Source organism: Halomonas sp. BDJS001, assembly GCF_026104355.1.
GTDB lineage: Bacteria > Pseudomonadota > Gammaproteobacteria > Pseudomonadales > Halomonadaceae > Vreelandella.
Genome location: NZ_CP110535.1, coordinates 4,935,748 through 4,959,255 on the forward strand (window position 1 = coordinate 4,935,748; position 23,508 = coordinate 4,959,255).

Annotated in this window: 23 protein-coding genes and 1 pseudogene; 4 read left to right on the forward strand and 20 right to left on the reverse strand. The window is 54.5% G+C overall.

Annotation, left to right across the window (positions count from 1 at the left end; translation table 11 throughout):
- Positions 1-6: 6 nt before the first annotated feature.
- Complete coding sequence (locus tag OM794_RS23020) at positions 7-807, reverse strand: undecaprenyl-diphosphate phosphatase (RefSeq protein ID WP_226248990.1); 801 nt, start codon at positions 805-807, stop codon at positions 7-9.
- A gap of 231 nt (positions 808-1,038) precedes the next feature.
- On the opposite strand from OM794_RS23020, the gene OM794_RS23025 reads away from it, so the two are divergent.
- Positions 1,039-2,232: a cation diffusion facilitator family transporter gene (locus tag OM794_RS23025; protein WP_226248987.1), complete on the forward strand. Its 1,194-nt coding sequence runs from the start codon at positions 1,039-1,041 to the stop codon at positions 2,230-2,232.
- A gap of 148 nt (positions 2,233-2,380) precedes the next feature.
- Here the strand turns inward: OM794_RS23025 and mgtE are convergent, their stop codons facing one another.
- From mgtE to argC, 19 genes and pseudogenes are all read right to left on the reverse strand, one after another.
- Positions 2,381-3,763 (reverse strand): magnesium transporter, encoded by a 1,383-nt coding sequence (gene mgtE / locus OM794_RS23030; RefSeq protein WP_226248985.1) that lies wholly within the window; start codon positions 3,761-3,763, stop codon positions 2,381-2,383.
- A 157-nt stretch (positions 3,764-3,920) separates the two neighbouring features.
- Positions 3,921-4,349, reverse strand: coding sequence for a F0F1 ATP synthase subunit epsilon (locus tag OM794_RS23035; protein WP_226248983.1), 429 nt, complete (start codon positions 4,347-4,349; stop codon positions 3,921-3,923).
- A gap of 24 nt (positions 4,350-4,373) precedes the next feature.
- Positions 4,374-5,753 (reverse strand): F0F1 ATP synthase subunit beta, encoded by a 1,380-nt coding sequence (gene atpD, locus OM794_RS23040; protein ID WP_226248982.1) that lies wholly within the window; start codon positions 5,751-5,753, stop codon positions 4,374-4,376.
- 73 nt (positions 5,754-5,826) lie between these two features.
- Positions 5,827-6,714, reverse strand: coding sequence for a F0F1 ATP synthase subunit gamma (atpG, locus tag OM794_RS23045; protein ID WP_007112221.1), 888 nt, complete (start codon positions 6,712-6,714; stop codon positions 5,827-5,829).
- Between the two features lie 65 nt (positions 6,715-6,779).
- The gene (gene atpA, locus OM794_RS23050) at positions 6,780-8,324 is read right to left on the reverse strand and encodes a F0F1 ATP synthase subunit alpha (RefSeq protein ID WP_226248980.1); all 1,545 of its coding nucleotides are present in this window, start codon (positions 8,322-8,324) and stop codon (positions 6,780-6,782) included.
- Positions 8,325-8,340: 16 nt separating this feature from the next.
- A complete protein-coding gene (locus OM794_RS23055) occupies positions 8,341-8,877 on the reverse strand; it encodes a F0F1 ATP synthase subunit delta (RefSeq protein ID WP_226248975.1) in 537 nt (178 codons plus the stop codon).
- A gap of 11 nt (positions 8,878-8,888) precedes the next feature.
- The gene (locus tag OM794_RS23060; RefSeq protein ID WP_064232398.1) at positions 8,889-9,359 is read right to left on the reverse strand and encodes a F0F1 ATP synthase subunit B; all 471 of its coding nucleotides are present in this window, start codon (positions 9,357-9,359) and stop codon (positions 8,889-8,891) included.
- Between the two features lie 77 nt (positions 9,360-9,436).
- Positions 9,437-9,664, reverse strand: a complete 228-nt coding sequence (gene atpE / locus OM794_RS23065) for a F0F1 ATP synthase subunit C (RefSeq protein WP_007112217.1) — start codon at positions 9,662-9,664, stop codon at positions 9,437-9,439.
- Positions 9,665-9,728: 64 nt separating this feature from the next.
- Positions 9,729-10,556, reverse strand: a complete 828-nt coding sequence (gene atpB / locus OM794_RS23070; protein ID WP_226248973.1) for a F0F1 ATP synthase subunit A — start codon at positions 10,554-10,556, stop codon at positions 9,729-9,731.
- Between the two features lie 12 nt (positions 10,557-10,568).
- Entirely contained in the window at positions 10,569-10,964 is a 396-nt protein-coding gene (locus OM794_RS23075) for an ATP synthase subunit I (RefSeq protein ID WP_226248972.1), read from the reverse strand.
- 217 nt (positions 10,965-11,181) lie between these two features.
- Positions 11,182-12,111: a ParB/RepB/Spo0J family partition protein gene (locus tag OM794_RS23080; RefSeq protein ID WP_226248967.1), complete on the reverse strand. Its 930-nt coding sequence runs from the start codon at positions 12,109-12,111 to the stop codon at positions 11,182-11,184.
- Positions 12,112-12,126: 15 nt separating this feature from the next.
- Complete coding sequence (locus OM794_RS23085) at positions 12,127-12,894, reverse strand: ParA family protein (protein WP_226248965.1); 768 nt, start codon at positions 12,892-12,894, stop codon at positions 12,127-12,129.
- A 46-nt stretch (positions 12,895-12,940) separates the two neighbouring features.
- A pseudogene (gene rsmG, locus OM794_RS23090) lies at positions 12,941-13,599 on the reverse strand (16S rRNA (guanine(527)-N(7))-methyltransferase RsmG).
- Positions 13,596-15,500, reverse strand: a complete 1,905-nt coding sequence (mnmG, locus tag OM794_RS23095) for a tRNA uridine-5-carboxymethylaminomethyl(34) synthesis enzyme MnmG (RefSeq protein ID WP_226248955.1) — start codon at positions 15,498-15,500, stop codon at positions 13,596-13,598. Before mnmG ends, rsmG begins: the two are co-directional and overlap by 4 nt.
- Before the next feature lie 593 nt (positions 15,501-16,093).
- Complete coding sequence (locus OM794_RS23100; RefSeq protein ID WP_264167823.1) at positions 16,094-16,864, reverse strand: amino acid ABC transporter ATP-binding protein; 771 nt, start codon at positions 16,862-16,864, stop codon at positions 16,094-16,096.
- An 11-nt stretch (positions 16,865-16,875) separates the two neighbouring features.
- Positions 16,876-17,547 carry an amino acid ABC transporter permease gene (locus tag OM794_RS23105; RefSeq protein ID WP_226248953.1) on the reverse strand — a complete coding sequence of 224 codons (672 nt, stop codon included), beginning with the start codon at positions 17,545-17,547 and terminating at the stop codon, positions 16,876-16,878.
- A gap of 118 nt (positions 17,548-17,665) precedes the next feature.
- The gene (locus OM794_RS23110; RefSeq protein WP_088698254.1) at positions 17,666-18,442 is read right to left on the reverse strand and encodes a transporter substrate-binding domain-containing protein; all 777 of its coding nucleotides are present in this window, start codon (positions 18,440-18,442) and stop codon (positions 17,666-17,668) included.
- A 175-nt stretch (positions 18,443-18,617) separates the two neighbouring features.
- Positions 18,618-18,971 carry an iron-sulfur cluster insertion protein ErpA gene (gene erpA / locus OM794_RS23115; RefSeq protein WP_144810096.1) on the reverse strand — a complete coding sequence of 118 codons (354 nt, stop codon included), beginning with the start codon at positions 18,969-18,971 and terminating at the stop codon, positions 18,618-18,620.
- A 217-nt stretch (positions 18,972-19,188) separates the two neighbouring features.
- Positions 19,189-20,223, reverse strand: coding sequence for an N-acetyl-gamma-glutamyl-phosphate reductase (gene argC / locus OM794_RS23120; protein ID WP_226248951.1), 1,035 nt, complete (start codon positions 20,221-20,223; stop codon positions 19,189-19,191).
- Positions 20,224-20,378: 155 nt separating this feature from the next.
- Here argC and OM794_RS23125 point away from each other — a divergent pair, with 155 nt between their 5' ends.
- The 3 genes from OM794_RS23125 to thiD all read left to right on the forward strand — a co-directional run bounded on the left by OM794_RS23125 (position 20,379) and on the right by thiD (position 23,507).
- Positions 20,379-22,178 carry a chloride channel protein gene (locus OM794_RS23125; RefSeq protein WP_226248949.1) on the forward strand — a complete coding sequence of 600 codons (1,800 nt, stop codon included), beginning with the start codon at positions 20,379-20,381 and terminating at the stop codon, positions 22,176-22,178.
- 88 nt (positions 22,179-22,266) lie between these two features.
- A complete protein-coding gene (hemJ, locus tag OM794_RS23130) occupies positions 22,267-22,698 on the forward strand; it encodes a protoporphyrinogen oxidase HemJ (RefSeq protein WP_226248947.1) in 432 nt (143 codons plus the stop codon).
- On the forward strand, positions 22,698-23,507 hold the full coding sequence (thiD, locus tag OM794_RS23135) for a bifunctional hydroxymethylpyrimidine kinase/phosphomethylpyrimidine kinase (RefSeq protein ID WP_226248944.1): 810 nt from the start codon (positions 22,698-22,700) through the stop codon (positions 23,505-23,507). The genes hemJ and thiD overlap by 1 nt, the downstream gene beginning before the upstream one ends.
- Position 23,508: the final 1 nt, after the last annotated feature.

The window sequence follows — 23,508 nt, forward strand, 5'->3', positions numbered from 1 at the left end:
AAGCCCTTAAAAATGAAAGAACCACAGCAGCCAGGCGCCGAACAGCACGCGGTAAATCACAAAGGGCTGCATTCCCAATTTTTTTATAATTACCAGGAAGTAGTGGATGCACAAGTAAGCGCTTACTCCTGATAGTAGCGTACCCACTAGCATGGCGGCCCAATCGATAGAGTGCGCCGCATTAACAAGACCGATGGCTTCCAAACCACCCGCCAACACAATCACCGGAATCGACAACAAGAAAGAGAAACGCGCAGCGCCTTCCCGGCTCATGCCCACCATTAGCGCCGCTGTAATAGTAATCCCCGAGCGTGACGTGCCGGGGATCAGCGCCAACGCCTGGGCACCGCCAATAATCAGCACATCCTTTAAACGCAACTGGTACTCGCTTCGCGTACCCTGCTTACGCCAGTCGGCATATCCCAACAATAGACCGAAACCAATTAAACTGAAGCCGATAATCAACGTAGAGCGCATATAGTGAGAAATAACATCGTGCAGCAGTAAGCCAATAATACCCACTGGGATAGTGGCCAATGTCACCCATAAGGCCAGTCGCGCGTCTTCGTTCACCCCTTTACCGCTGATCGCAGCGAGGCTGCTCACTACCATTTGCCAAATTTCCTGGCGGAAATAGATAATCACCGCGGAGAGGCTACCTAAGTGTAGTGCCACATCAAAGGCTAAGCCTTGGTCTTGCCAATCTGTCAGAACGGGCACCAAAATCAGGTGGGCAGAGCTTGAAACGGGTAAAAATTCTGAAATGCCCTGAACAATCGCTAACACCACCACCTGGAGCCAATCCATAAAAAATCCTGTGTATAAAAACAATTTGATGGTTTGCAATGGCGCTTAAGGATACACATCCGTTTATTCGTTGTCCGCCATTGCCTTTGCTGACACGCTTTTACTGACACTATCCGCCACTGGCACGCAAACATGCCGTTTCACAGCTTGAACGCAGTGGAGGCTATAGCGAATATAAGGAGTGCGCTACAATAGGCGTCTATTGAATGCGTGCGTCCTTGCAAGGTACCCATGACTCAGACCATCGAAACGCCAGTGGTTCACGATCAAGCGCAACTTAGCCAGGAAGCCAAGCGTGTTACCTACATCGGTGCCTGGCTGGATGGCCTGTTAAGCATCGTCAAAGTCACGGTCGGTTTTATGGTCGGTTCAGCGGCATTGATCGCCGATGGCATTCACTCCTTGTCTGATTTAGTCACCGATGGATTTGTTCTGGCGGCCATTCACTATGGGCGCCAGGAACCCGATAAAGACCACCACTACGGCCATGGCCGAATTGAAACCCTGACGACGCTACTACTGGGAAGCGTGCTGATTTTCGTGGCTGGCGCGATTGCCTGGTCGAGTCTGGATCGTCTGTTTAGCGGTACCGACGTTAATGCCCCAGGCGCGCTGGCAATCGTGATTACCGTCATTGCGCTGTTTAGCAAAGAGTGGATTTTTCGCTACACCATGCGGGTCGCCAAACGGGTAAAGTCTAAGTTACTCGAGGCCAACGCCTGGCACTCCCGCAGCGATGCGCTCTCCACCGCCGTGGTGCTGGTGGCACTGGTAGGCGCCCAGTTCGGTTTAGGCTGGCTGGATGCCGTGGCTGCTATTATCGTGGGTTTATTGGTCGGCAAGGTAGGTTTGGACTTACTGTGGGAGTCGGCTCGCGAGCTAGTCGATACCGCGCTGCCGGAAGATGTTCAGGATCAGATGCATGACGTAGCATGCAGCGTACCCGGTGTAGATAGCGTCCACGACCTGCGCACCCGTCAATCGGCTGGCTGGGTAATGGTCGATCTGCACGTGGTGGTGGGGCCGAAAATAACCGTGTCGGAAGCCCACGAAATAGGCAACGAAGTGAGCCGCCGCCTACGCCATGAGTTCCCCGCGCTGACCGATGTGATCTTTCACGTTGACCCGGAAGACGACGCCGGGGCGGGTGATCCCAGCCGCCTTCCCGGCCTTCCTCTCCGCCCTGAAGTCGAAGCAGCCCTGGATGCACGTTGGTACAAACACCCGGTGTGGCGCACCCTGAACGAGCTTCAGTTGCACTACTTGGAGGATAAGGTGTCTGTATCGCTCATCATTGATGACGCGGTGCATCAGCCGCCCCAGTGCCTCGCCAGCCAGCTAAAAGCGCTGGCGAGCGATATTGAATGGCTTGGCCACGTAGAGGTGCTGTTTATTACCCGCGCAGCAAGCAGCTCAATGCGTTAGGCTTTGTCTGAAAACTGGCTGCGCTCGACCATACGGCGTTAAAAATCGGCTCGTGCGCGAGTCCGATCCGTCTTTTCGCCGATTTTTGCCTTGTCTTGCCTTCGCTCGCCGACTTTTCAAACAAAGCCTAGGGTGTTTAAACGCCTGTTCACAGACCGGATAGCATAAGGGTGGCAATACTGAAGTAGATCACTACCCCAGAGGCATCGATGAGCGTAGTCACCAGTGGTGCCGAGGCTGTGGCAGGGTCGACCTTAAAGCGCTCGAGTACAAAGGGTAGGCACATGCCCAACAGGCTACCAAACAGCACGATAGTGACCATACTCAAGGCAACCACCATCGCTAGCGCCTCGCCCCCACGCATGATACCAATAGGCGTTACCGCAATCGCCATGGTAATACCCAACGAGCCTGCCACGAGTAGCTCACGGCCAAGTAGTTTCCCCCAATCTTTAACACCTACATCCCCGGTCGCCATACCGCGCACCATCAGCGTGGCTGCCTGAGCCCCGGCATTACCGCCGCTGCCGATTAGCAGCGGTAAAAAGAACACTAGTGCCACTTGAGCGGCAATGGTCTCCTCAAAGTAGGCAATCCCGGCGCCTGAAAATAGATTGGCAAAGACCAGCAGTACCAGCCAGGTTACCCGCTTACGGTAAAGGCTCCACAGCCGTACACGGCTAACACCATCCTCCAGTTGACCAATCGACATCCCTTTGTGGAAATCCTCAGTGGCCTCAGATTCCGCCACATCCATGGCATCATCGTGGGTCACGATGCCAACCATACGGTCATCGCCATCAATCACTGGCAGGGCTAACAGGTCGTACTTCGCCACAATACGCGCCACATCCTCCTGGGCATCATCGACCCGGGTGCTGATAACATCTTTGATCATAATGTCATCGACAATGGCGCCAGGGCGCGCCACCATCAGTTGGCGCAGCGACATGGTACCGATCAGTTGGCCATCGCTATCCAGAATATACAGCTGGTAGACCGTTTCCGCGTCCGGGGCGGTTTGGCGTACCCGCATCATCGCTTGTGACACCGTCATGCCACTGGCTATGGAGACATAGTCAGAGGTCATGATGGCGCCTGCGGTGCCCTCTTCGTAGCTGGCAAGCCGCTTTAGGTCTTCACGCTCGCGATGGGCCATGCGTCGAAGCAGTGCTTCGCGGCGGTCTTCACTAAGCAGGTTAAACAGGTCGGCACGTTCGTCAGAGCCCATCTCTTCCAGCAGCTTGAGCACCTGGCTATCATCCAGTTTTCCAACCACCTCAAGCTGGGTTTCACCAGGGAGATAGCCCAATACGTTGGCGGCACGCTCAGCAGAGAGGATATCCAGCAGTGAGAGCGCCGCAGGCAGCTCTTCGTCGTCCTCAATCATCTCTTCGAGGATTTCGCCAATATCCGCTGACCGGGTTTCGGCCAAACGCAAGGAGAGCAACGTTTTACTCGGTACCTCCTTGACCAACTCGTCGAGCAGTTCGGCTTTTAACTCCTGTAGGCTTTCATCATTCAGTGCCATAGCTCTCCCCATTCACGCAGACTGATGCCGTGCTGCCAGCTTAATTCTACTTGATTACTAATTTCATATACTTACTTATCATACTGCCAGATAAAAAAACGCCCCTTAAACCCTAATAGCGGGTTTAAGCGTTGGACACACGCCAAGAGCGTGGGTGTTAGCCTTTCCCCGCCTTTTTGCGCAGTTGCTGAATCGTTCGCAACTGAGCAACGGCTTCGGCAAGTTCAGCGGCAGCCCGAGTGTAATCGAGCTCCGATGACTTCTCGTTAAAGGCTTTCAGCGCCTGCTGACGCGCTTCTTCTGCAGCGGCTTCATTAAGGTCACTGGCACGCGATGCGGCGTCGGCTAGTATCGTCACCACATCCGGCTGGACTTCCATGAATCCGCCTGAGACAAAGAAGTTCTCTTCCTTGCCATCATCGTGAATCACGCGAACCGGCCCCGGCTGAAGCTCGGTCAGCAGCGGAGCGTGACCGGGTAGAATACCCAGGTCACCCATCATCCCGGAAGCAATCACCTGCTCAACGGTACCTGAGAAAATGGATGCTTCAGCGCTGACGATATTGCAAGTAAAGCTATTCGCCATAGCGAATCCCCCTAATGGACGGGATTACTTCTTCATCTGGTTGGCTTTCTCGACGGCTTCGTCGATGGAGCCGACCATGTAGAAGGCCTGTTCCGGCATATCGTCGTATTCACCAGCAAGAATGCCCTGGAAGCCACTAATTGTGTCTTTCAGTGAGACATACTTACCGGGTGAACCGGTGAATACCTCTGCCACGAAGAATGGCTGCGACAAGAAGCGCTGGATTTTACGTGCCCGTGATACGGCCAGCTTGTCTTCATCAGACAGCTCGTCCATACCCAGAATGGCAATAATATCCTTAAGCTCTTTGTAGCGCTGAAGAACGTTCTGCACACCGCGCGCGGTAGCATAGTGCTCTTCACCAACGACCAACGGATCCAACTGACGCGAAGTGGAGTCGAGCGGGTCGATCGCCGGGTAGATACCCAGTTCGGCGATAGAACGCGCCAATACCACTGTGGCGTCAAGGTGTGAGAAGGTGGTTGCCGGCGACGGGTCAGTCAAGTCATCCGCGGGTACGTAAACGGCCTGTACGGAAGTGATTGAACCGGTTTTCGTCGAGGTAATACGCTCCTGCAGAACGCCCATCTCTTCAGCCAGTGTCGGCTGATAACCTACCGCTGACGGCATACGACCCAGCAGTGCCGATACTTCGGTACCGGCCAGGGTGTAACGGTAGATATTATCGACGAAAAGTAGAACGTCGCGGCCTTCATCACGGAATTTCTCCGCAATGGTCAGGCCAGTTAGTGCTACGCGCAGACGGTTACCCGGAGGTTCGTTCATCTGACCATAAACCAGCGATACCTTATCGATAACGTTGGATTCAGTCATTTCGTGATAGAAGTCGTTACCCTCACGCGTACGCTCACCGACACCAGCGAATACAGAGTAGCCGCTGTGCTCGGTGGCGATGTTGCGGATAAGCTCCATCATGTTAACGGTTTTACCGACACCGGCACCGCCGAACAGACCAACCTTACCACCCTTAGCGAACGGGCAGACTAAGTCGATCACCTTGATACCGGTTTCCAGCAGCTCGTTAGAGGCCGCTTGGTCGGCATAGCCAGGCGCTTTGCGGTGGATCGGCATACGTTCTTGCTCGCCGATCGGCCCCGCTTCGTCAATCGGCTCGCCGAGTACGTTCATAATACGGCCCAGCGTTTCCTTACCTACCGGTACGGAAATCGCGGCACCCGTGCTGGCCACGTCCATGCCACGCTTCAAGCCCTCAGTGGAGCCCATGGCGATGGTGCGCACCACGCCGTCGCCCAGCTGCTGCTGGACTTCGAGGATGGTCTCAACATCGGAGACCTTCAGCGCGTCGTAGACCTTGGGCACAGAGTCCCGCGGAAACTCTACGTCAATCACCGCGCCGATGATTTGTACGATACGTCCGCTCATCTTGGTTCCTCTCTAAAACCTGCAAATGAAACCTGTCTGCCGGGAGCCGCTAATAGCGTCGGCTCCCTAGGCGTTATACGGCAGCAGCGCCGCCGACGATCTCAGAAATTTCCTGGGTGATGGCGGCCTGACGGGCCTTGTTATAAACCATCTCCAGATCGTCGATCAGGCCGCCTGCGTTGTCAGTGGCACTTTTCATAGCGATCATTCGAGCAGCTTGTTCACAAGCGCCGTTTTCCACTACCGCCTGATACACCTGCGATTCGATGAAACGAACCAGCAGGCTATCGAGCAACGCCTTGGCATCCGGTTCATACAGGTAGTCCCAGCTTCCGGGACGGGCGTTTTCGTCGTCCTGCTCTGCGTCTGCGCCCATGTCAGGCGACAGTGGAAGAAGCTGACGAACCACAGGCTTTTGCGTCATGGTGTTAACAAACTCGTTGTGCACCACGTAAAGCCGGTCGAGACGTCCTTCATCGTACGCTTCGAGCATGACCTTAATACTGCCAATCAACCCCTCAACGGACGGGGCTTCGCCTAAACCACTCTTCGCCGCCACCAAATTGCCACCGTAGTTGCGGAAAAAGGTGCTGGCCTTAGCGCCCAAGGCGCAAAAATCCTGCTCAGCGCCCTGTTTTTTCCACTCGCTGGCCTGTTTGAGTAAGGCTTTGAACAGGTTGTGGTTTAAACCACCGCACAGACCACGGTCTGTGGAAACCACGATATAACCAACGCGCTTAACCTCGCTACGCTCGACCATATAGTCGTGCTTGTACTCGGGGTTAGCGTCGGCAATGTGGCCGACCACATTACGGATCTGCTTAGCGTAAGGCTGACTAGCTCTCATCAGATCTTGCGCTTTACGCATTTTCGATGCAGCTACCATTTCCATGGCGCTGGTGATCTTCTGCGTATTTTTAATGCTCCCGATCTGGGTGCGTATCTCTTTTGCAGCTGCCATAGCGATCTACCCTTCGTTCGTGGCTCTCAGAAAGCATGCAAACCCGCCCGCAGGCGGGCCAGACATTACCAGCTCTGAGTCGCCTTGAACTGCTCGAGACCCGACTTCAAGCTGTCTTGAATCTCACCGTTGTAGTCGCCGGTCTGGTTGATCTTGTCGAGCAGATCAGCGTGTTCAGACTTCATGTAGTCGTGCAGCGCACGCTCGAAGTCCAACACCTTGTCCACTTCAACGTCGTCCAGGAAGCCTTCGTTGGCGGCATACAGCGACAGCGCCATTTCGGCTATTGACATCGGCGAGTACTGGTTCTGCTTCATCAGCTCGGTGACACGCTGACCGTGCTCCAGCTGCTTACGCGTGGCTTCATCAAGATCAGAGGCAAACTGCGAGAACGCTGCCAGTTCACGGTACTGAGCCAAGGCTAGACGTACGCTACCGCCGAGCTTCTTGATGATCTTGGTCTGCGCCGAACCACCCACACGAGAAACCGACAGACCTGCGTTAATTGCCGGACGAATACCGGAGTTAAACAGGTTGGTTTCCAGGAAGATCTGACCGTCGGTGATAGAGATGACGTTGGTCGGAACGAATGCAGAAACGTCTCCACCCTGGGTTTCGATGATCGGCAGCGCGGTCAAGGAACCTGTTTTGCCTTTCACTTCACCGTTGGTGAACTTCTCGACGTAGTCGGCGTTAACCCGTGCTGCACGCTCCAGCAGACGCGAGTGGAGATAGAAGACGTCACCGGGGTAAGCTTCACGGCCCGGCGGACGACGCAGCAGCAGCGATACCTGACGGTAGGCAACGGCCTGCTTGGAAAGATCATCATACACGATGAGAGAGTTCTCGCCGCGGTCGCGGAAGTACTCGCCCATGGTGCAGCCAGAATAGGCAGCCAGGAACTGCATCGGCGCCGGATCCGCAGCGCCAGCGGCAACCACGATGGTGTGCTCCATGGCGCCATGCTCTTCGAGCTTACGCACCACGTTGGCAATGGTCGACTGCTTCTGACCAATGGCGACGTAGACACAGGTAACGCCTTTGCCTTTCTGGTTGATGATGGCATCAATGGCAATGGCGGATTTACCGATCTGGCGGTCACCAATGATCAGCTCACGCTGACCGCGGCCAATCGGCACCATGGCGTCGATAGACTTAAGACCGGTTTGAATCGGCTCATCAACGGATTGACGGGTAATAACGCCCGGCGCCACTTTCTCAACGGCGTCGGTCATTTTAGCGTTAATCTCGCCTTTACCATCGATGGGGTTACCCAGCGCATCGACAACGCGACCAATCAGTTCAGGTCCTACCGGCACTTCGAGAATACGACCGGTACACTTGGCGGTCATGCCCTCTTCAAGCTGCAGGTAGTCACCTAGTACCACGGCACCTACGGAGTCGCGCTCCAGGTTCAGTACCATGCCGAAAATACTGTTGGGGAATTCAATCATTTCACCAAACATCGCATCTTCGAGGCCGTGAATTTTCACGATACCGTCGGAAACAGTGACGATGGTGCCCTGATTACGGGCTTCGGATGCGACGTCAAGCTTCTCAATTCGCTGCTTGATGATGTCGCTGATCTCGGAAGGATTCAGTTGCTGCATGCCATGTCCCTCAGACTCAAGCGGTTAGCGCTTCGGAAAGGCGGTTCAATCGACCACGTACCGACCCGTCAATAACGGTGTCGCCAGCACGTAGGATGACACCGCCGATAAGCGACTTGTCCACCTGAGTAGTAATGGAGATTTCGCGATTCAGACGTTTCTTGAGCGCGTTCGCTAGCTTGGTCTTCTGCTTACTGTCTAATTTGTAAGCGGAGGTGACGTTCACTTCTACACGCTGCTCGTGTTCGGCACGAAGGTGCTCAAACTCTGCAGCGATTGATGAAAGTGACATCAACCGACCTTGGTCTGCCAAAACATCTAAAAAACGCTGTAAAGCGTCATCTTGTTCGCCTGGTGTCATATCGGCCAACAACGATACTTTTTGTGCGTTCTCGAGTTTTGGACTGCCCAGCAAACGACGAACATCGCTGTCAGCGACGGCTAAGCTTAAAAAGCCCAGCGCCTGTGACCAGCGATCAAGCGCCTCATGATCACGCGCGTATTCAAACGCTGCTTTAGCGTAAGGACGAGCGACGGTCAGTAATTCCGCCATAATTCACCTCCCTACAGTTCAGCAGCCAGCTCATCGAGTAACTTGCGATGGGCTTGTTCGTCGACCGAAGCTTCAAGAACACGCTCGGCACCCATAACAGCGAGATAAGAGACCTGGGCACGAAGTTCGTCTTTTGCACGATTCACTTCTTGCTCGATCTCTGAACGTGCGCTGGCTACTAGGCGTTCGCCTTCGGCACGGGCTTGCTCGCGGGCTTCTTCAATCATCTGGGCAGAGCGTTTGTTGGCCTGCTCAAGAATCTGAGAAGCTTGCTCCTTGCTTTCACGCAGCGTCTGCTCAGCGCGCTCTTGAGCAAGCTCAAGGTCACGGTTAGCACGGCTGGCTGCGTCCAAGCCATCAGCAATTTTTTTCTGACGCTCATGAAGCGCGTTGCTGATCGGAGGCCACACATACTTTATGCAAAACCAGACAAAGATCGCGAAGGCGATCGTCTGCCCGATTAGCGTCATGTTGATATTCACAGGAATGTACCTCTGACAAGTTCGTGGCGACCGGAGTGAAACAAAACCGAGCGGGAAGCCGCTCGGCTAAGCTGTCATTAACCGGCAACAACGAAAATCAGGTACATCGCAATACCAACACCGATCATCGGAACGGCGTCAAGCAGACCGGCCATGATGAAGGTTTTGGTTTGCAGTTGGTCACCCAGTTCAGGCTGACGTGCAGTTGACTCAAGCAGTTTGCCGCCCAATAGAGCGAAGCCAATGCCGGTAGCCAGTGCGCCCAGACCGATGATGATGGCAGCTGATAGATAAACCATTTCCATGATGAAGCTCCTGAGTTTAAGTTTTGGTTAAGGGTTGAGGGTTAATGAAAACGTTATTGCTAGGTTAATGGTGTTCGTGAGCAGCGCTCAGATAGACAACCGATAGCGTTGTAAAAATGAAGGCCTGCAGAGTGACCACCAAGATATGGAAGATGGCCCACGGCACATCCAATAGCCAGATAGCCCAGAACGGCAGCAGGGCGATCAGAATAAAGATCACTTCACCGGCAAACATGTTACCGAAAAGACGTAGACCAAGACCTAGCGGCTTCACCAGCAAGCCAATAATTTCGAGTACTAGGTTGAAAGGGATCAGCGCCCAGTGATTGAAAGGGGTTAGTGACAGCTCTTTGGCGAAACCACCTACCCCTTTCACCTTAAGACTGTAATAAATAATCAGGCCAAACACGCCTAACGCCATGCCTAGTGTGGCATTAGGATCTGTCGTTGGGACAATTTTCATATAGTCGACGCCAAGCTTGGCGAACAACACCGGAAAATAATCCACTGGAATAATCTTCAGCGTGTTCATCAGCAAAATCCAAACAAACAGCGTTAGCGCCAGCGGAGCAATGTTTGGGTTACGCCCATGGAAAGTAGCCTTTACCAAGTTTTCGATAAACTCGACCACCATCTCAACCGCATTTTGTAGCCCACCGGGTACGCCCGTGGTCGCCATTTTTCCCGCCTTGCGGAATACCCAAATAAACAGCAACCCCATGGCGATTGACCAGCCCATGGTATCCAAGTGAATGGCCCAGAAGCCCATTTCGCGTGCTTCTTCTGCAGTGTTAGCCAGTGACCAGCCATTGACGGGGTGGTTACCAAAGGTCAGGTTCTGCAAGTGGTGCTGGATATAGTAAGTCGAAGAGACTTCGTTTCCTGCGGCCATGGACATGTCACCTCAATTAGTTGTGCGATCTCTAGGCATCAGCCAGGGCGTGAGCCAATGCGTTAGAACAACCGCGACGTAAGCGTAAAAAAATAAAGCAGGGTTTGAGGGAGGCGCTGCAACAAATACTGCAACAAACAGTGCCACCGTCAAACCAAACTTGCCTGCTTCAGCACGAAACAGGTGCATAGCTCCTCGTGTTCGGCGTCTAGCGTGAAAAACCCCCATTCGCTGAATAAAAAAGGCGTGGGGCAATAAGGCTACCAAAGCGCCTTTGAATACCGATGACATGCCTTTAACGTCTGCGACTAAGTAGGCTGCCAGCATGCCTACGAAGGTAATGATCAGCTGCGCAATCGCGAGTCGAATGATATAGGCTTTTCGTCGCTGGGTTTCGTATCGCTGCATAGCTCTTGGGAAAAATCCCCAACCTCACTAATGAAAACCCACTGCTCGACAAGCGAATACCTCGACAAACCAAGGCAAGCTGCACAAATCTTGCGCGATTATAGGGAAGCGCTATCACACCTTCAACCGAACTCGCACCGTTTTTGCCCGTTAAAGGGTCTAATTGCGACCAAAGAGGGAAAACATGCCAACTTCTTACGCGATATTGAATAGCTTGCTATTTAATATGATTTAAAATGCCATCCAATTCTTCAAGGCTTGTATAACGTATCGTTAATTTACCTTTTCCTTTTTGCCCATGATCAATGGATACAGGCGCCCCGAGCAGCTCGCCAAGGTGGGTTTCAAGCTTTGCCACATCGGGCTGTTTGATTTGCCGGCTAGGCGTTTTAGTCGGCGCTTGGCTGGTTTGGACTTTTTTCACCAGCGCTTCGGTGGCCCGCACGGTCATGTCGTTATTGACCACCTCGTGAGCCACTTGCCGCTGTTGAGTGCTGTTCAGCGTCAGTAACGCCCGTGCGTGGCCCATATCCAGGTCACCGCGTTCAAGCAGGGTTTGCACTTCGGGATCCAGCGCCAGCAACCTTAGAAGGTTAGCCACCTGGGTGCGCGACTTACCCACCGCATCCGCAATCTGCTGCTGGGTAAGCTCAAACTCTTCACCCAGCCGTTTTAGGGCCATGGCTTCTTCAATGGCATTGAGGTTTTCACGCTGAATGTTTTCGATCAGCGCCAGCGCCAAAGCAACTTCATCACTGACTTCGCGGATCACCGCGGGGATAACGTCGAGCTCGGCGAGTTGAGCTGCCCGCCAGCGGCGCTCACCGGCAATAATTTCGTAGCGATCGACGCCGATGGGGCGCACCACTATGGGCTGCATAACGCCCTGGGCGCGAATGGAGTCCGCCAGTTCTTCTAGCGCTTCGGGCTGAATATCCCGACGCGGCTGGTATTTACCACGGGTTAATTGCCCTAGCGGCAGGCGTTCAAGGCGATCTTCGCTAACGTCGTCGGTCGCGGCGCTACGCGCGGCGTCAGTAAGCTCCAACGGGGTGCCGCTACCGGCAAGTTCTAAGCTGTCACGGCGACGGGCACCGGCACCAATCAGGGCATCCAGGCCACGTCCCAGCGCGGGTTTACGCGTCATTCGCTTTTCCTCATTTTATAACGCTAGGCGACGAATCATCTCTTTCGCCAACACACGATAGGCCTGGCTACCCCGGGAGAACCGGGCATATTGCGTCACGGGCAGCCCATGGCTTGGTGCTTCAGCAACTTTCACGTTACGCGGGATGGTCGTTTTTAACAGCATATCGCCAAAATAGTCACGCAGTTGCTTATCCACTTCCCGGGTTAGGCTGGTGCGCTTGTCGTACATGGTGCGCAAAATGCCTGCAATCGCCAGATCAGGATTCACATTTTGCTTAATCTGCTCAACGGTATCGAGCAGTGCCGATAGCCCTTCCAGTGCATAGAACTCACACTGTAGAGGGATCAGCACGCTATCCGACGCCGTTAACGCATTGACGGTCAGCATGTTCAAAGAGGGCGGGCAATCGATCAGAACGACATCATACGCATCTGAGACCGAAGCAAGCGCAGTGGTTAAGCAGCTTTCACTTTTTTCGCGGTCTAAAAGTTCGACTTCAGCGGCGGTGAGATCGCCGTTTCCCGGTAGCACGTCGTACTTGACCGCCAGCTTTTTGACAATGGTATCAGTGGCCGTTGCTTCGCCCAGTAGCACATCAAGCACGCTTTTATCGAGCTCGTATTTATCGATGCCGCTGCCCATGCTGGCATGGCCTTGGGGATCAAGATCCACCAGCAGTACGCGACGGTCGAGCGCAGCGAGACTGGCCGCCAGGTTAACGGCTGAGGTGGTCTTGCCCACGCCGCCTTTTTGGTTGGTCAGGGCAATGATCTGGCTCACTTACTCAACTCCTTCTGGGGTCAGAATCAACGTTCAGCTTTCGCATTTAGCTTTTAACATCCAAGATCAGCAACTGCCGCTGGGCCGCTTCAAGGGTACTTCCAATAGGTGACGCTGGTGTAAACAAATTCCCGCAGGCAGGTCGCGCAGTTCATCATCCGCTCCCGGGCCTTTCATGGCTAACCACTGGCCGTTGGCGCTGGGTAACTGGCGGGTCAGGGTGACAAAGTCGACCAAACTGGCAAAGGCCCGGGAAATTACCTGATCGAAAGCGGCGGCCTCAAACTGTTCCACCCGTGCCTGGACGGGGGTAACGTTTTCAAGCCCCAGTTCCATCACCGCCTGGCGCTGAAAGCGCACCTTTTTGCCATTACTGTCCAGCAGCGTCACATCAAGCTGGGGGGCTAATATCGCTAACACGATGCCAGGAAGTCCAGGGCCCGCCCCTACATCCAGTAGCCGGGGCCCCTGCACATAGGGCAACACAGCGGCGCTATCCAGCACATGGCGCGAGACCATGTCTTCAACGTCGCGTACCGCTGTGAGGTTATAAGCCCGGTTCCACTTGTGCAACAGTGCCAATAATCCTAGCAGCTGTTGGCGTTGATGGTCGTCAACGGGAATACCTAATTGGCTAAGCCCTTGATCGAGCCGAGGAGCAACGCTTGCAGGTAGCGTCTTCAACAGCGGGTTCAACGAACTCATCCGTTAACTACCTCAGCTGCTGCTACCAACCGGCGCTTTTTCAGATGCACCAGCAAAATAGAGACGGCTGCCGGGGTAACGCCTGAAATCCGCGCCGCATGAGCAAGGGTTTCCGGCCGTGCTTCAGCCAGCTTTTGGCGAATTTCGTTAGACAGACCTTCCACTTTTAAATAATCCAGCTCCGCAGGCAGTGGCGTAGCTTCGTGGCGTTTGAGTTTATCGATCTCATCCTGCTGACGATCGATATAGCCTTGATATTTAGCCTGAATCTGCACTTGCTCGGCAACGGCCGGATCGCTAACCAGGGTGCCCTCGATACCGGGTAGATTGGCCAGATCACTGTAATTCAGTTCAGGACGTTTTAGCAGATCGCTCAACCGATACTCGCGGGTAAGGGGTGCACCGGTTTTTTCCGCCACTTGTTGCGCCGCTGGGCTTCCCGGTTGTATCCACAGGGTGCTCAGCCGCGCGGTTTCTTGCTCAATGGCTTCACGTTTTTGGCTAAACGCAGCCCAGCGAGTGTCGTTAACCAGGCCCAACTCACGACCTGTTTCGGTCAAGCGCAGATCGGCATTGTCTTCCCGTAGCAGCAAGCGGTACTCCGCACGAGAAGTAAACATCCGGTAGGGCTCTTTGGTGCCCATGGTGATCAGGTCATCGACCAGCACACCGAGATAGGCTTCATCGCGGCGGGGATACCAGGCATCGAGCTCCATAGAGCGACGTGCAGCGTTCAGGCCTGCCAGCAAACCTTGGGCACCAGCTTCTTCGTAGCCGGTGGTGCCGTTGATCTGGCCAGCAAAAAACAGGTTGTGGATAAATTTAGTTTCCAGCGAGTGTTTTAAGTCCCGTGGATCAAAAAAGTCGTACTCAATGGCGTAGCCAGGCCGGGTGATATGGGCGTTTTCCAGGCCTTTAATGGAACGCACCACCTGAATCTGTACGTCAAAGGGTAGCGAAGTCGATATGCCGTTGGGGTAGAGCTCATGGGTATCCAAGCCTTCGGGTTCGATAAACACCTGGTGGCTGGATTTATCGGCAAAGCGATGAACCTTGTCTTCAATCGACGGGCAGTAGCGTGGTCCGATTCCTTCGATGACGCCGGAATACATCGGCGAGCGGTCAAGGTTGGCCAGAATCAGATCATGAGTCTGCTGATTGGTGTGAGCAATATGGCAACTCACCTGCTGAGGGTGCATTTCCCGCGTTCCCAGGTAGGACATCACCGGCGTAGGGCTATCACCAGGCTGCTCTTCCAGCTGAGAAAAATCCACTGTTTTGGCATCAATCCGCGGTGGTGTGCCGGTTTTCAGACGATCAACGCGAAATGGCAGAGCGCGCAGCCGTTCGGCCAGCGCATTGGAAGGCGGATCACCGGCGCGCCCCCCCTTGCTTTGATCCAGACCAATGTGAATCACGCCACCCAAAAACGTGCCGGTACACAGCACGACGCTGTCGGCATGAAAGCGAATACCGGTTTCCGTGACGACCCCTCGTACGGTGTCGTTATCCACAATCAGGTCGCCAGCGGCCTGCTGGAAGATCGTCAAGTTGGGCTGGTTTTCCAGCAGGCCGCGGATCGCCGCTTTGTAACGAATGCGGTCAGCCTGGGCACGGGTGGCCCGAACGGCAGGCCCTTTACGGGCGTTGAGCACGCGAAACTGGATGCCACCCAAGTCCGTGGCAAGCCCCATGGCGCCGCCCAGGGCATCAATTTCCTTGACCAAATGGCTTTTGCCAATCCCGCCAATCGCAGGGTTACACGACATTTGGCCCAGGGTTTCGATGTTGTGGGTGAGCAGCAGGGTCTGACAGCCCATGCGAGCAGAGGCCAGTGCGGCTTCGGTTCCCGCATGGCCACCGCCGATGACAATCACGTCAAAGCGGTCGGGGTAATTCAAGAGACACCTCGTCTTGTGCCCTTCGGCACGGATGATGTGGCCAGTGCAGTCGGTTTAGACCCAGCCACCTTAGATCAATGAGGCGGCAAGTATAAACCCCCTGTGGGTAACCGTCAGGTTTTTCCACACCTCAATTCACCAAACAGCCTCTATTAATAACAACATAAATATAAAATAAGAGAAGTTCTGTAGATGTTGTAATTACTAGTGTGGACAATTTCTGTGCATAAGTGATTTATTTTTAATTATTTCAGTAGCTTATATTGTTGACTTCTACATGTTTGAAAGCGGGAGTGCCTGGGCAGAAAGGGTGATAAGCCTGTGGATGGAATAGTGCCTTATCCACAGATGGCATTGAGCACGGCTTATCCACCGGCCAGTACCTGGGTTGTTACCGCAGCTGTGAACAACCACCGTTTGATGGGGAGCTAACGCTAAGAGACTCCTATGGTAGGCGTTACAGAGCGAAAGCTGATCAATGTAAAAAAAGGTTATCCACAGGCAAAAAAATGGCCTGTCGTGTCGACAGGCCAGTAAACAAGCGTCATTCAGCGCGAATAGGTGGGTCTTTTATAGCTTGGAAGGGGGGCAATTTAATGTTTGAGTACCCGCGCCAGGAAGGATTGCGTGCGTTCGTGTTGAGGTGAATCGAACAGTTTTTCCGGGTGGCCCTGCTCAGTAATTTCGCCTTTATGGATAAAAATCACCCGGTCGGCAACCTCGCGAGCAAAGCCCATCTCATGGGTGACAATCACCATGGTCATGCCCTCTTTGGCCAGCTCGCGCATGGCATCCAGCACTTCACCGATCATTTCCGGGTCAAGCGCTGATGTGGGCTCGTCAAACAGCATTAGGCGGGGTTCCATGGCCAAGGCGCGAGCCAGCGCGACACGCTGCTGCTGGCCGCCTGAGAGCTGGCTGGGGTACTTTTCGGCCTGATCGGCGATTCCCACCCGGTCAAGCAGGCGCTTAGCGTTGCTGACCGCGTCTTCTCGGCTTAAACCGCGCACTTTCATTGGTGCCAGAGTGACGTTGTCGATCACGCTGAGGTGAGGAAAGAGGTTGAACTGCTGAAACACCATGCCGACTTCGGTGCGGATAGTTTGCAGTGCTTTAGTGCTCTTGCCATGGGGCAGTAGCTCATTGTTATCGACTACCAGGCTGCCGGATTGGAACTCTTCCAAACCGTTAATACAGCGAATGAGCGTGGATTTGCCTGAACCACTGGCACCGATAATCACCACCACTTCACCGGGCACAATCGTAAGATCAATATTGTTGAGTACGTGCAGGTTGCCAAAGTGCTTGTTGAGCTGCTGCATACGCACAATCGGTTGCATTGTGTTGTTCAATGTCTCGTTCATTGCACGTGTCCTTATTGTCCGGCCAGGCCTCTGCGCTCAAGTTGGCGCAGGATGATGGAGAGCGTCCAGGTGATCGCCAGATACATCAGGGCGACCATAAAGTAGACCTCAAGGGCGGTGAAGGTGGTGGCGATGTAGATTTGTCCCTGACGCACCAGTTCACCGACGCCGATCACTGAAAACAGTGAGGTGTCTTTGATGCTGATGATGCCCTGGTTACCCAGGGGAGGAATCATGCGCCGAAACGCCTGGGGCCAGATCACATAGCGAAACGCCTGGCTCCGGGAGAGCCCCAGGGAGAGCGAAGCTTCACCTTGGCCGCGTTCGATCGACTGGACGCCGCCGCGGACAATTTCCGAGATATAGGCGCCGGAGTTCACCGCAATGGCGGCAATACCTGCGACCAAAGCGTTAATGGGGCCGCCCAGTAGTTGCGGTAAGCCATAAAAGATAAACAGCACCTGAACCAGAATAGGCGTGCCGCGAAACACCTCAACATAGATAATGGCTGGCCAGCGTAACCAGCGTAGCGGGCTGATGCGTAACAGGCCAAAGAAGATGCCGATAAAGAAACCTATGGCCAAGCCGCCAAACGAGATCAGTAGCGTCCAGGGAATACCAGGCAGCAGGTAAGGGATAGACCCAATCGCCGCTGACCAATCAAACTGAAAATTGACGTCCACGCGTAGACTCCTGAAACAAAAAAACAGATGACAAAAAACACATATGAAACGCAGCAGGGCCGGGGGTTGTGGCCACCCGGCCCTGTAATGGCGTTACGCTATTGCTGAGCTTTTACACTCACTCTTCGCTGGGCGCTTCACCAAACCACTTGGTGTAGATCTCGTCGTAAGTACCGTCTTCCTTCATCGCTGCGAGCGCTTCGTTGGTAGGCTCTACCCACTCGCTGCCTTTGTGGAAAACAATACCGTACTGTTGGCCTTCGTAAAGCGGGCCAACGACCTTGGTACGGCCTTCACCACGGGTCTGCGAGAAGTAGGCGACGTTAGGTGCGTCATAGAGCACGGCGTCGACGTTACGGCCTAACAGCGCCATGTACATATCGGCGGTGGCGGGGTAGGGAGTGATCTCAGCATCATCGCCTAGCTCTTGCTGAAGGAAGTCGTAGCTAGTGGAGCCGATCTTAGTGGCGACGCTAAGGCCTTCTAGGTCTTCCAGGGTCTCAACATCGTCATTATCCGCACGCACGATAATTCTCAACCCCGAGTCGTAATAGGGGTCAGAAAAGTCGACGACTTCCGCACGCTCTTCGGTGATGGTAGTACCGGCAATGGCGATCTCCTGGCTGCCGGTTTGCACGGCGGGAATAATGCCCGAGAATTCCATGGTGGTGAGGTTGACTTCAAAACCTGCCCGTTCGGCAACTTCGTTGATGATGTCCATATCGAAACCGACCATTTCGCCGGTCTCTTGATCCATCATTTCAAAAGGCACAAAGCTTGGGTCAGTGGCCACGTTCACCGATGGTGTTTGGGCCATGGCGGCAGTGGCGCTGCCCAATCCCAGTGCGAGCGCCAGCGTTGTTTTGGTTAGGCTGAGAGGTAGTGCTACTTTCATAAGTTTCCCCGTGCTTTGTGTGGCTATTTGCGGGTTGCAAAGCGGTTTACACCGTTTGATGCTCTTCATAAACCGCTATTTAAGCCATTGTTGACCTATAAACCTTGGCGAGAAACCGTCAGGGCGTCAAGTCACGGGGCGCGCTGCGGGCCAACGCTGTTTAGACCATAGCTGTTTAGACCATAAAGGAGGCGCCGCAGCCGCAGGTGGTGGTGGCATTGGGGTTTTGAACGCGAAAACGCGCGCCCGCCAGGCCCTCTTCGTAGTCGACGGTGGAGCCGACCAAATATTGGTAGGAGAGGGGATCAACCACTAGGGCAGCGTTACCGAACTCAATAACGGTGTCATCGTCTGCGACGTTATCAGCAAAGTCGAAACCGTACTGAAAACCTGAACAGCCGCCACCGGTCACGTAGACCCGCAGTTTGAGGGATGGGTTATTCTCTTCGGCAATCAGCGCATTAATACGTTTGCGTGCGCTATCAGAGAGCAGTAGAGGGGTAGGAACAAAGGCTTCTGCACCGCTCATGGGTACCTCCCGCGAGCTTTAAGAACGAATAAATCGGCATTGGGGGGTGATTATGGGTAATTCCCAGCAAATTGGTCAACTATTGTGTTGGTATATCAAGCAGAGGGCAGCTCGCCGAGGAGGCGCTGTGAATCCTTCCATGGACGCTACATTTGCCTTCCTTGGCAAATGACCTCCTCTCTGAGCTGCCCTCTGCCTGCTGGTTTTGGTGAAGTGTTTAAGGCATCAGGGCTGGGGCAGTGAGCCCAGTATTCTCTTCAAAGCCAAACATCAGGTTGAGGTTTTGGATCGCTTGGCCCGAAGCGCCTTTGACCAGGTTATCGATCACTGATAGCACGACCACCGTGTTGCCATTGTTAGGCCGGTGGACGGCCAGACGGCAGGTGTTGATGCCTTTGACACTGCGCGTTTCAGGATGGCTTCCCACAGGCATTACATCGACAAAGGGTTCATTGGCATAGCGCTGCTCAAAGAGTGCCTGCAGATCGCCGGGATCAGCGGTTAGCTGACCATAGAGTGTCGCGTGAATACCGCGAATCATCGGCGTTAGGTGGGGGACAAAGGTCAAGCCAACCGCGGATTGCTGGATATCCTTAAGTCCTTGGCTGATTTCCGGCAGGTGGCGGTGGCCCGAGGCGCCGTAGGCCTTCATCGACTCGCTGGCTTCAGCGAGCAGTGAACCTACTTTAGCGCCACGGCCTGCCCCGGTGACGCCGGATTTGCAGTCAGCAATGAGTTGGCCTGGGTCGATCAAACCCGCTTCCAGAAGCGGCAGGTAGCCCAACTGAACGCTGGTGGGGTAGCAACCGGGAACCGCAATTAAGCGTGCGTTTTTGATTTTCTCCCGGTGCATTTCCGGCAGCCCGTAAACCGCCTCTTGCAACAGTTCCGGGGCGCCGTGGGCCTGGCCGTACCAGTGGCTCCATTCGTCGGCATCGCGCAGCCGGAAGTCGGCTGACAGATCGATCACTCGTGTGCCGTTGTCGAGTAACTCCCCCGCCAGAGCGTGGGCAACGCCGTGGGGGGTGGCAAAAAACACCGCATCCATAGCACCCAGCTGTTTTGCATCCGGCTCGCTAAACGCCAGGGTGTCGTAATGGCCGCGCAGGTTGGGGTACATATCGCACACTTTGACGCCGGTTTCCGAGCGCGAGGTAATCATGGCGACGTTGACCTGGGGGTGCTGGGCGAGTAGCCGCAGTAACTCAACGCCGGTATACCCGGTACCGCCAACAATGCCGACCTTAATCACAAATCACTCCTTGCGGGTTACGCAGAACGGTTTTCACATTCGCTTCAGTTATACAGCCTAAGCGGATTGCTGCACGCTGTCGAAGCTTAGCAGTCTATGATACACAAGAGAGTAGAGAGATAAGAACACTAGAACTCATCATCAGGAAGGTCGCTGTGGCGCGTTTTTCCCTGTCGGATTTTACCTTAGAGAGTTTTCGTCGCCAGCTGGCCAACGTCGACGCCCTTCCGCAGCTATGTGTGCTGGGGCTGGTCTCAGGCGTTATTACCGGCGCTGTGATGGTAGCGTTTCGGCTGCTTTTGGAAGCGGGCGCCGCGCTCTACATGACCGATGGTGACCCAGAAGCGTTTGAAAGCATGGCACCGTGGCTGCGCGCGCTGTTGCCCATGCTGGCAGTAACGCTAGTGGGAGTGCTGCTGTACAGGCAAAAACCGGCGGCGCGTAAACTGGGTGTTGGCCATGTGATCGAGCGGCTTACCTACCACCAAGGCCGTTTTCCCCTGCGCAACTGGCTCAACCAGTGGTGGGTCGGTGTCATATCCGTCCTGGGTGGCCTCTCCGCTGGCCGTGAGGGGCCGGCGATTCACTTGGGGGCAGCGGCGGCCAGCGGGCTTGGCCAGCAGATGCGCCTGCCTAATAACAGTCTCAGGGTACTGGTTGCATGCGGGACTGCAGCCGCCATCTCCGCTTCCTTTAATACCCCCATTGCGGGTGTCATTTTCGCTATGGAAGTGGTGATGATGGAGTACACCTTGATGAGCTTTATGCCGGTGATATTGGCCTCCACCATGGGGGCGCTGATGGCGCAGTTGGCTTATGGCAATGAGCCCGCCTTCCGTATCCCTGAGATTGCACTAGGCTCATTGATCAACTTGCCTTGGATTGTCATGACGGGGCTTGTGATTGGCCTACTCGCAGGCTTGTTTATTCATATTTCTCGCAGCCAGCGGATTATGCAGTGGCCACTTTGGATGCGTCTGGGATTGGTGGGTGTAGCGACGGGTGTGGTGGCTTGGTGGTTCCCCCAGGTTCAAGGCATCGGCTATGACAGCGTAGCGGCCGCGCTCAATAATCAGTTGGAAATTAAAGTGCTGCTGGCGCTGATGATCATCAAACTGCTGATTACGGCGCTAACTGTCGCAGGCGGTGTGCCTATCGGTATTATTGGCCCTGTGCTGGTGATAGGCGCTGCCACAGGCGCGCTGTTTGGTCTGTTGGGTGGCTGGCTTTGGCCAGAGAAAGCCGCTGACCCAGGTATTTACGCGATGCTAGGCATGGCTGCGATGATGGGAGCGGTGCTCCAGGCACCCTTGGCCGCGCTTATGGCGCTTTTGGAGTTAACCCATACGCCGAGTATTATGCTACCTGGCATGTTGGCGGTGGTGGTGGCGTGTTTAACGTCACGTCAATTGACCGGTTGCGAAGGCTTTTTTATTAGCACGGTGCGCTACGGCCTGCATCCACTTCAGCAGCCGTTGATGCAGGCACTTTCGCGGGTCTCGGTGCCCGCGGTGATGGAGCGCCAACTGGTTCGCACCGAACGCATGATTACCCCTGAAAAGGCCCGGCAGTTACTTGAAACTAACCCTGTATGGCTGGTGATTGAGCGTTCGAGCGAACAAAAACCGGTGCTGGCGCTCAAAGCTGCAGAGTTGGCACGCTGGCTGCTTGAACACGATGAGGCGCTAGAGGGGGAGGATCCGCCTGGGGATGAACTCATTGACCTACTGGAAATCCCTGGGCAGCGTTTAGAGCTGGCGCCGATTGGGTTACAGGCGACGCTTTCTGAAGCGTTTCTAAAACTGCAGAATGACGCGCTGGGAGCGCTCTACGTAGTTCATGGCTATCGCCCAAAGCAGCGGCGTATTTCAGGTATTATCACCCGTGGCGCCATTGAGCGTTATTACCACTACACTGATCCACGCGGCGTCGATTCCCGTGGCACCGATGCGTAAAACGATAATTTACAAGGTCTTATTTTAAAGTCTTGATTTTAAATTCCTAGACGTACGCGAGAAGGATTCATCGCTTTAAGGAGCAACAATGTACCTATGGGTAAAGGCCATTCACTTAATGGCCGTAGTGACGTGGTTCGCTGCGCTGTTCTATTTACCCCGCCTATATGTGTATCACGCCACTGCGCGGGATAACGGCGACGAACAGGCCATCAGCTATTTCAAAACAATGGAGCGTAAGCTCTACCGTGGCATCATGACCCCATCGATGATTGCGGTACTGATTTTTGGGGGCTGGATGCTCTATCTGGTGCCCGAATGGTTTAGCCAGGGCTGGATGCATGCCAAGCTGGCGCTAGTGGTTCTGCTTATCGCCTATCATCACGTTTGTTTGATCTATTTGAAGCAGTTTGCCCAGGATCGTTGTACCAAAAGCCATGTGTTTTTCCGCTGGTTTAACGAAGCGCCGGTGATTGCGCTCGTGGCGATTATTCTGCTTGCCGTTGTGAAGCCCTTTTGATGCGCCGACCGCTTCCCCCCGTGGTATTGGTGCTCGCCGGGCATGACCCGACGGGTGGCGCTGGATTAATCGCTGACAGTGAAGCCGTTGCGGCCTGTGGTGGTTGGGCGGTAACGATCCCCACTGCGCTGACGGTACAAAATTGCCACAATGTGACCCGTGTGATCCCTGCTGAGCCCACCGCGATGCGCCAAATGGCCGAGGCCATTAGTGAGATGCAGGTCGCGGCGATTAAGATTGGTCTACTCGCTGACGAAGCCACCCTGCGCGCCGCGGAGCAAATTATTCGCCGTTTTCCGGGTATTCCCGTGGTGGCCGATCCGGTCTTCAAGGCCGGTGGCGGAACTGAGTTATCCACACCCGGATTACGACAACTGTTTATTGATCGCCTGCTACCGCTTGTGGATATCTTAACGCCCAACCGTGCTGAATTGGCCCAGCTGACGCCTGACATTGATACGCCTTTCGATGATACGGCGCGCGCGGTGGTACTAATGTCACAGGGGTGCCAAGCCATTTTGGTCACTGCCACCGATGAGCCGCTGCCCGGCAACGACCAGCAGGTTGTGCATACCCTGCATTCGCCTGACACCACTCGCCAATGGCAGTGGCCGCGTTTGCCCGAACTCTTCCATGGCTCAGGCTGTACGCTTGCATCGGCCATTGCCGCTCGTCTTGCTGTTGGTGAGCGCTTACCAACTGCTTGTGAGCAGGCGCAGCACTTTACTTGGCAGAGTCTGTCTCAAGGCTTTCAACCGCCCAGCGGCCAGTGTTTGCCACATCGATTTTCACGGGCTGTCCGTTTTTGAT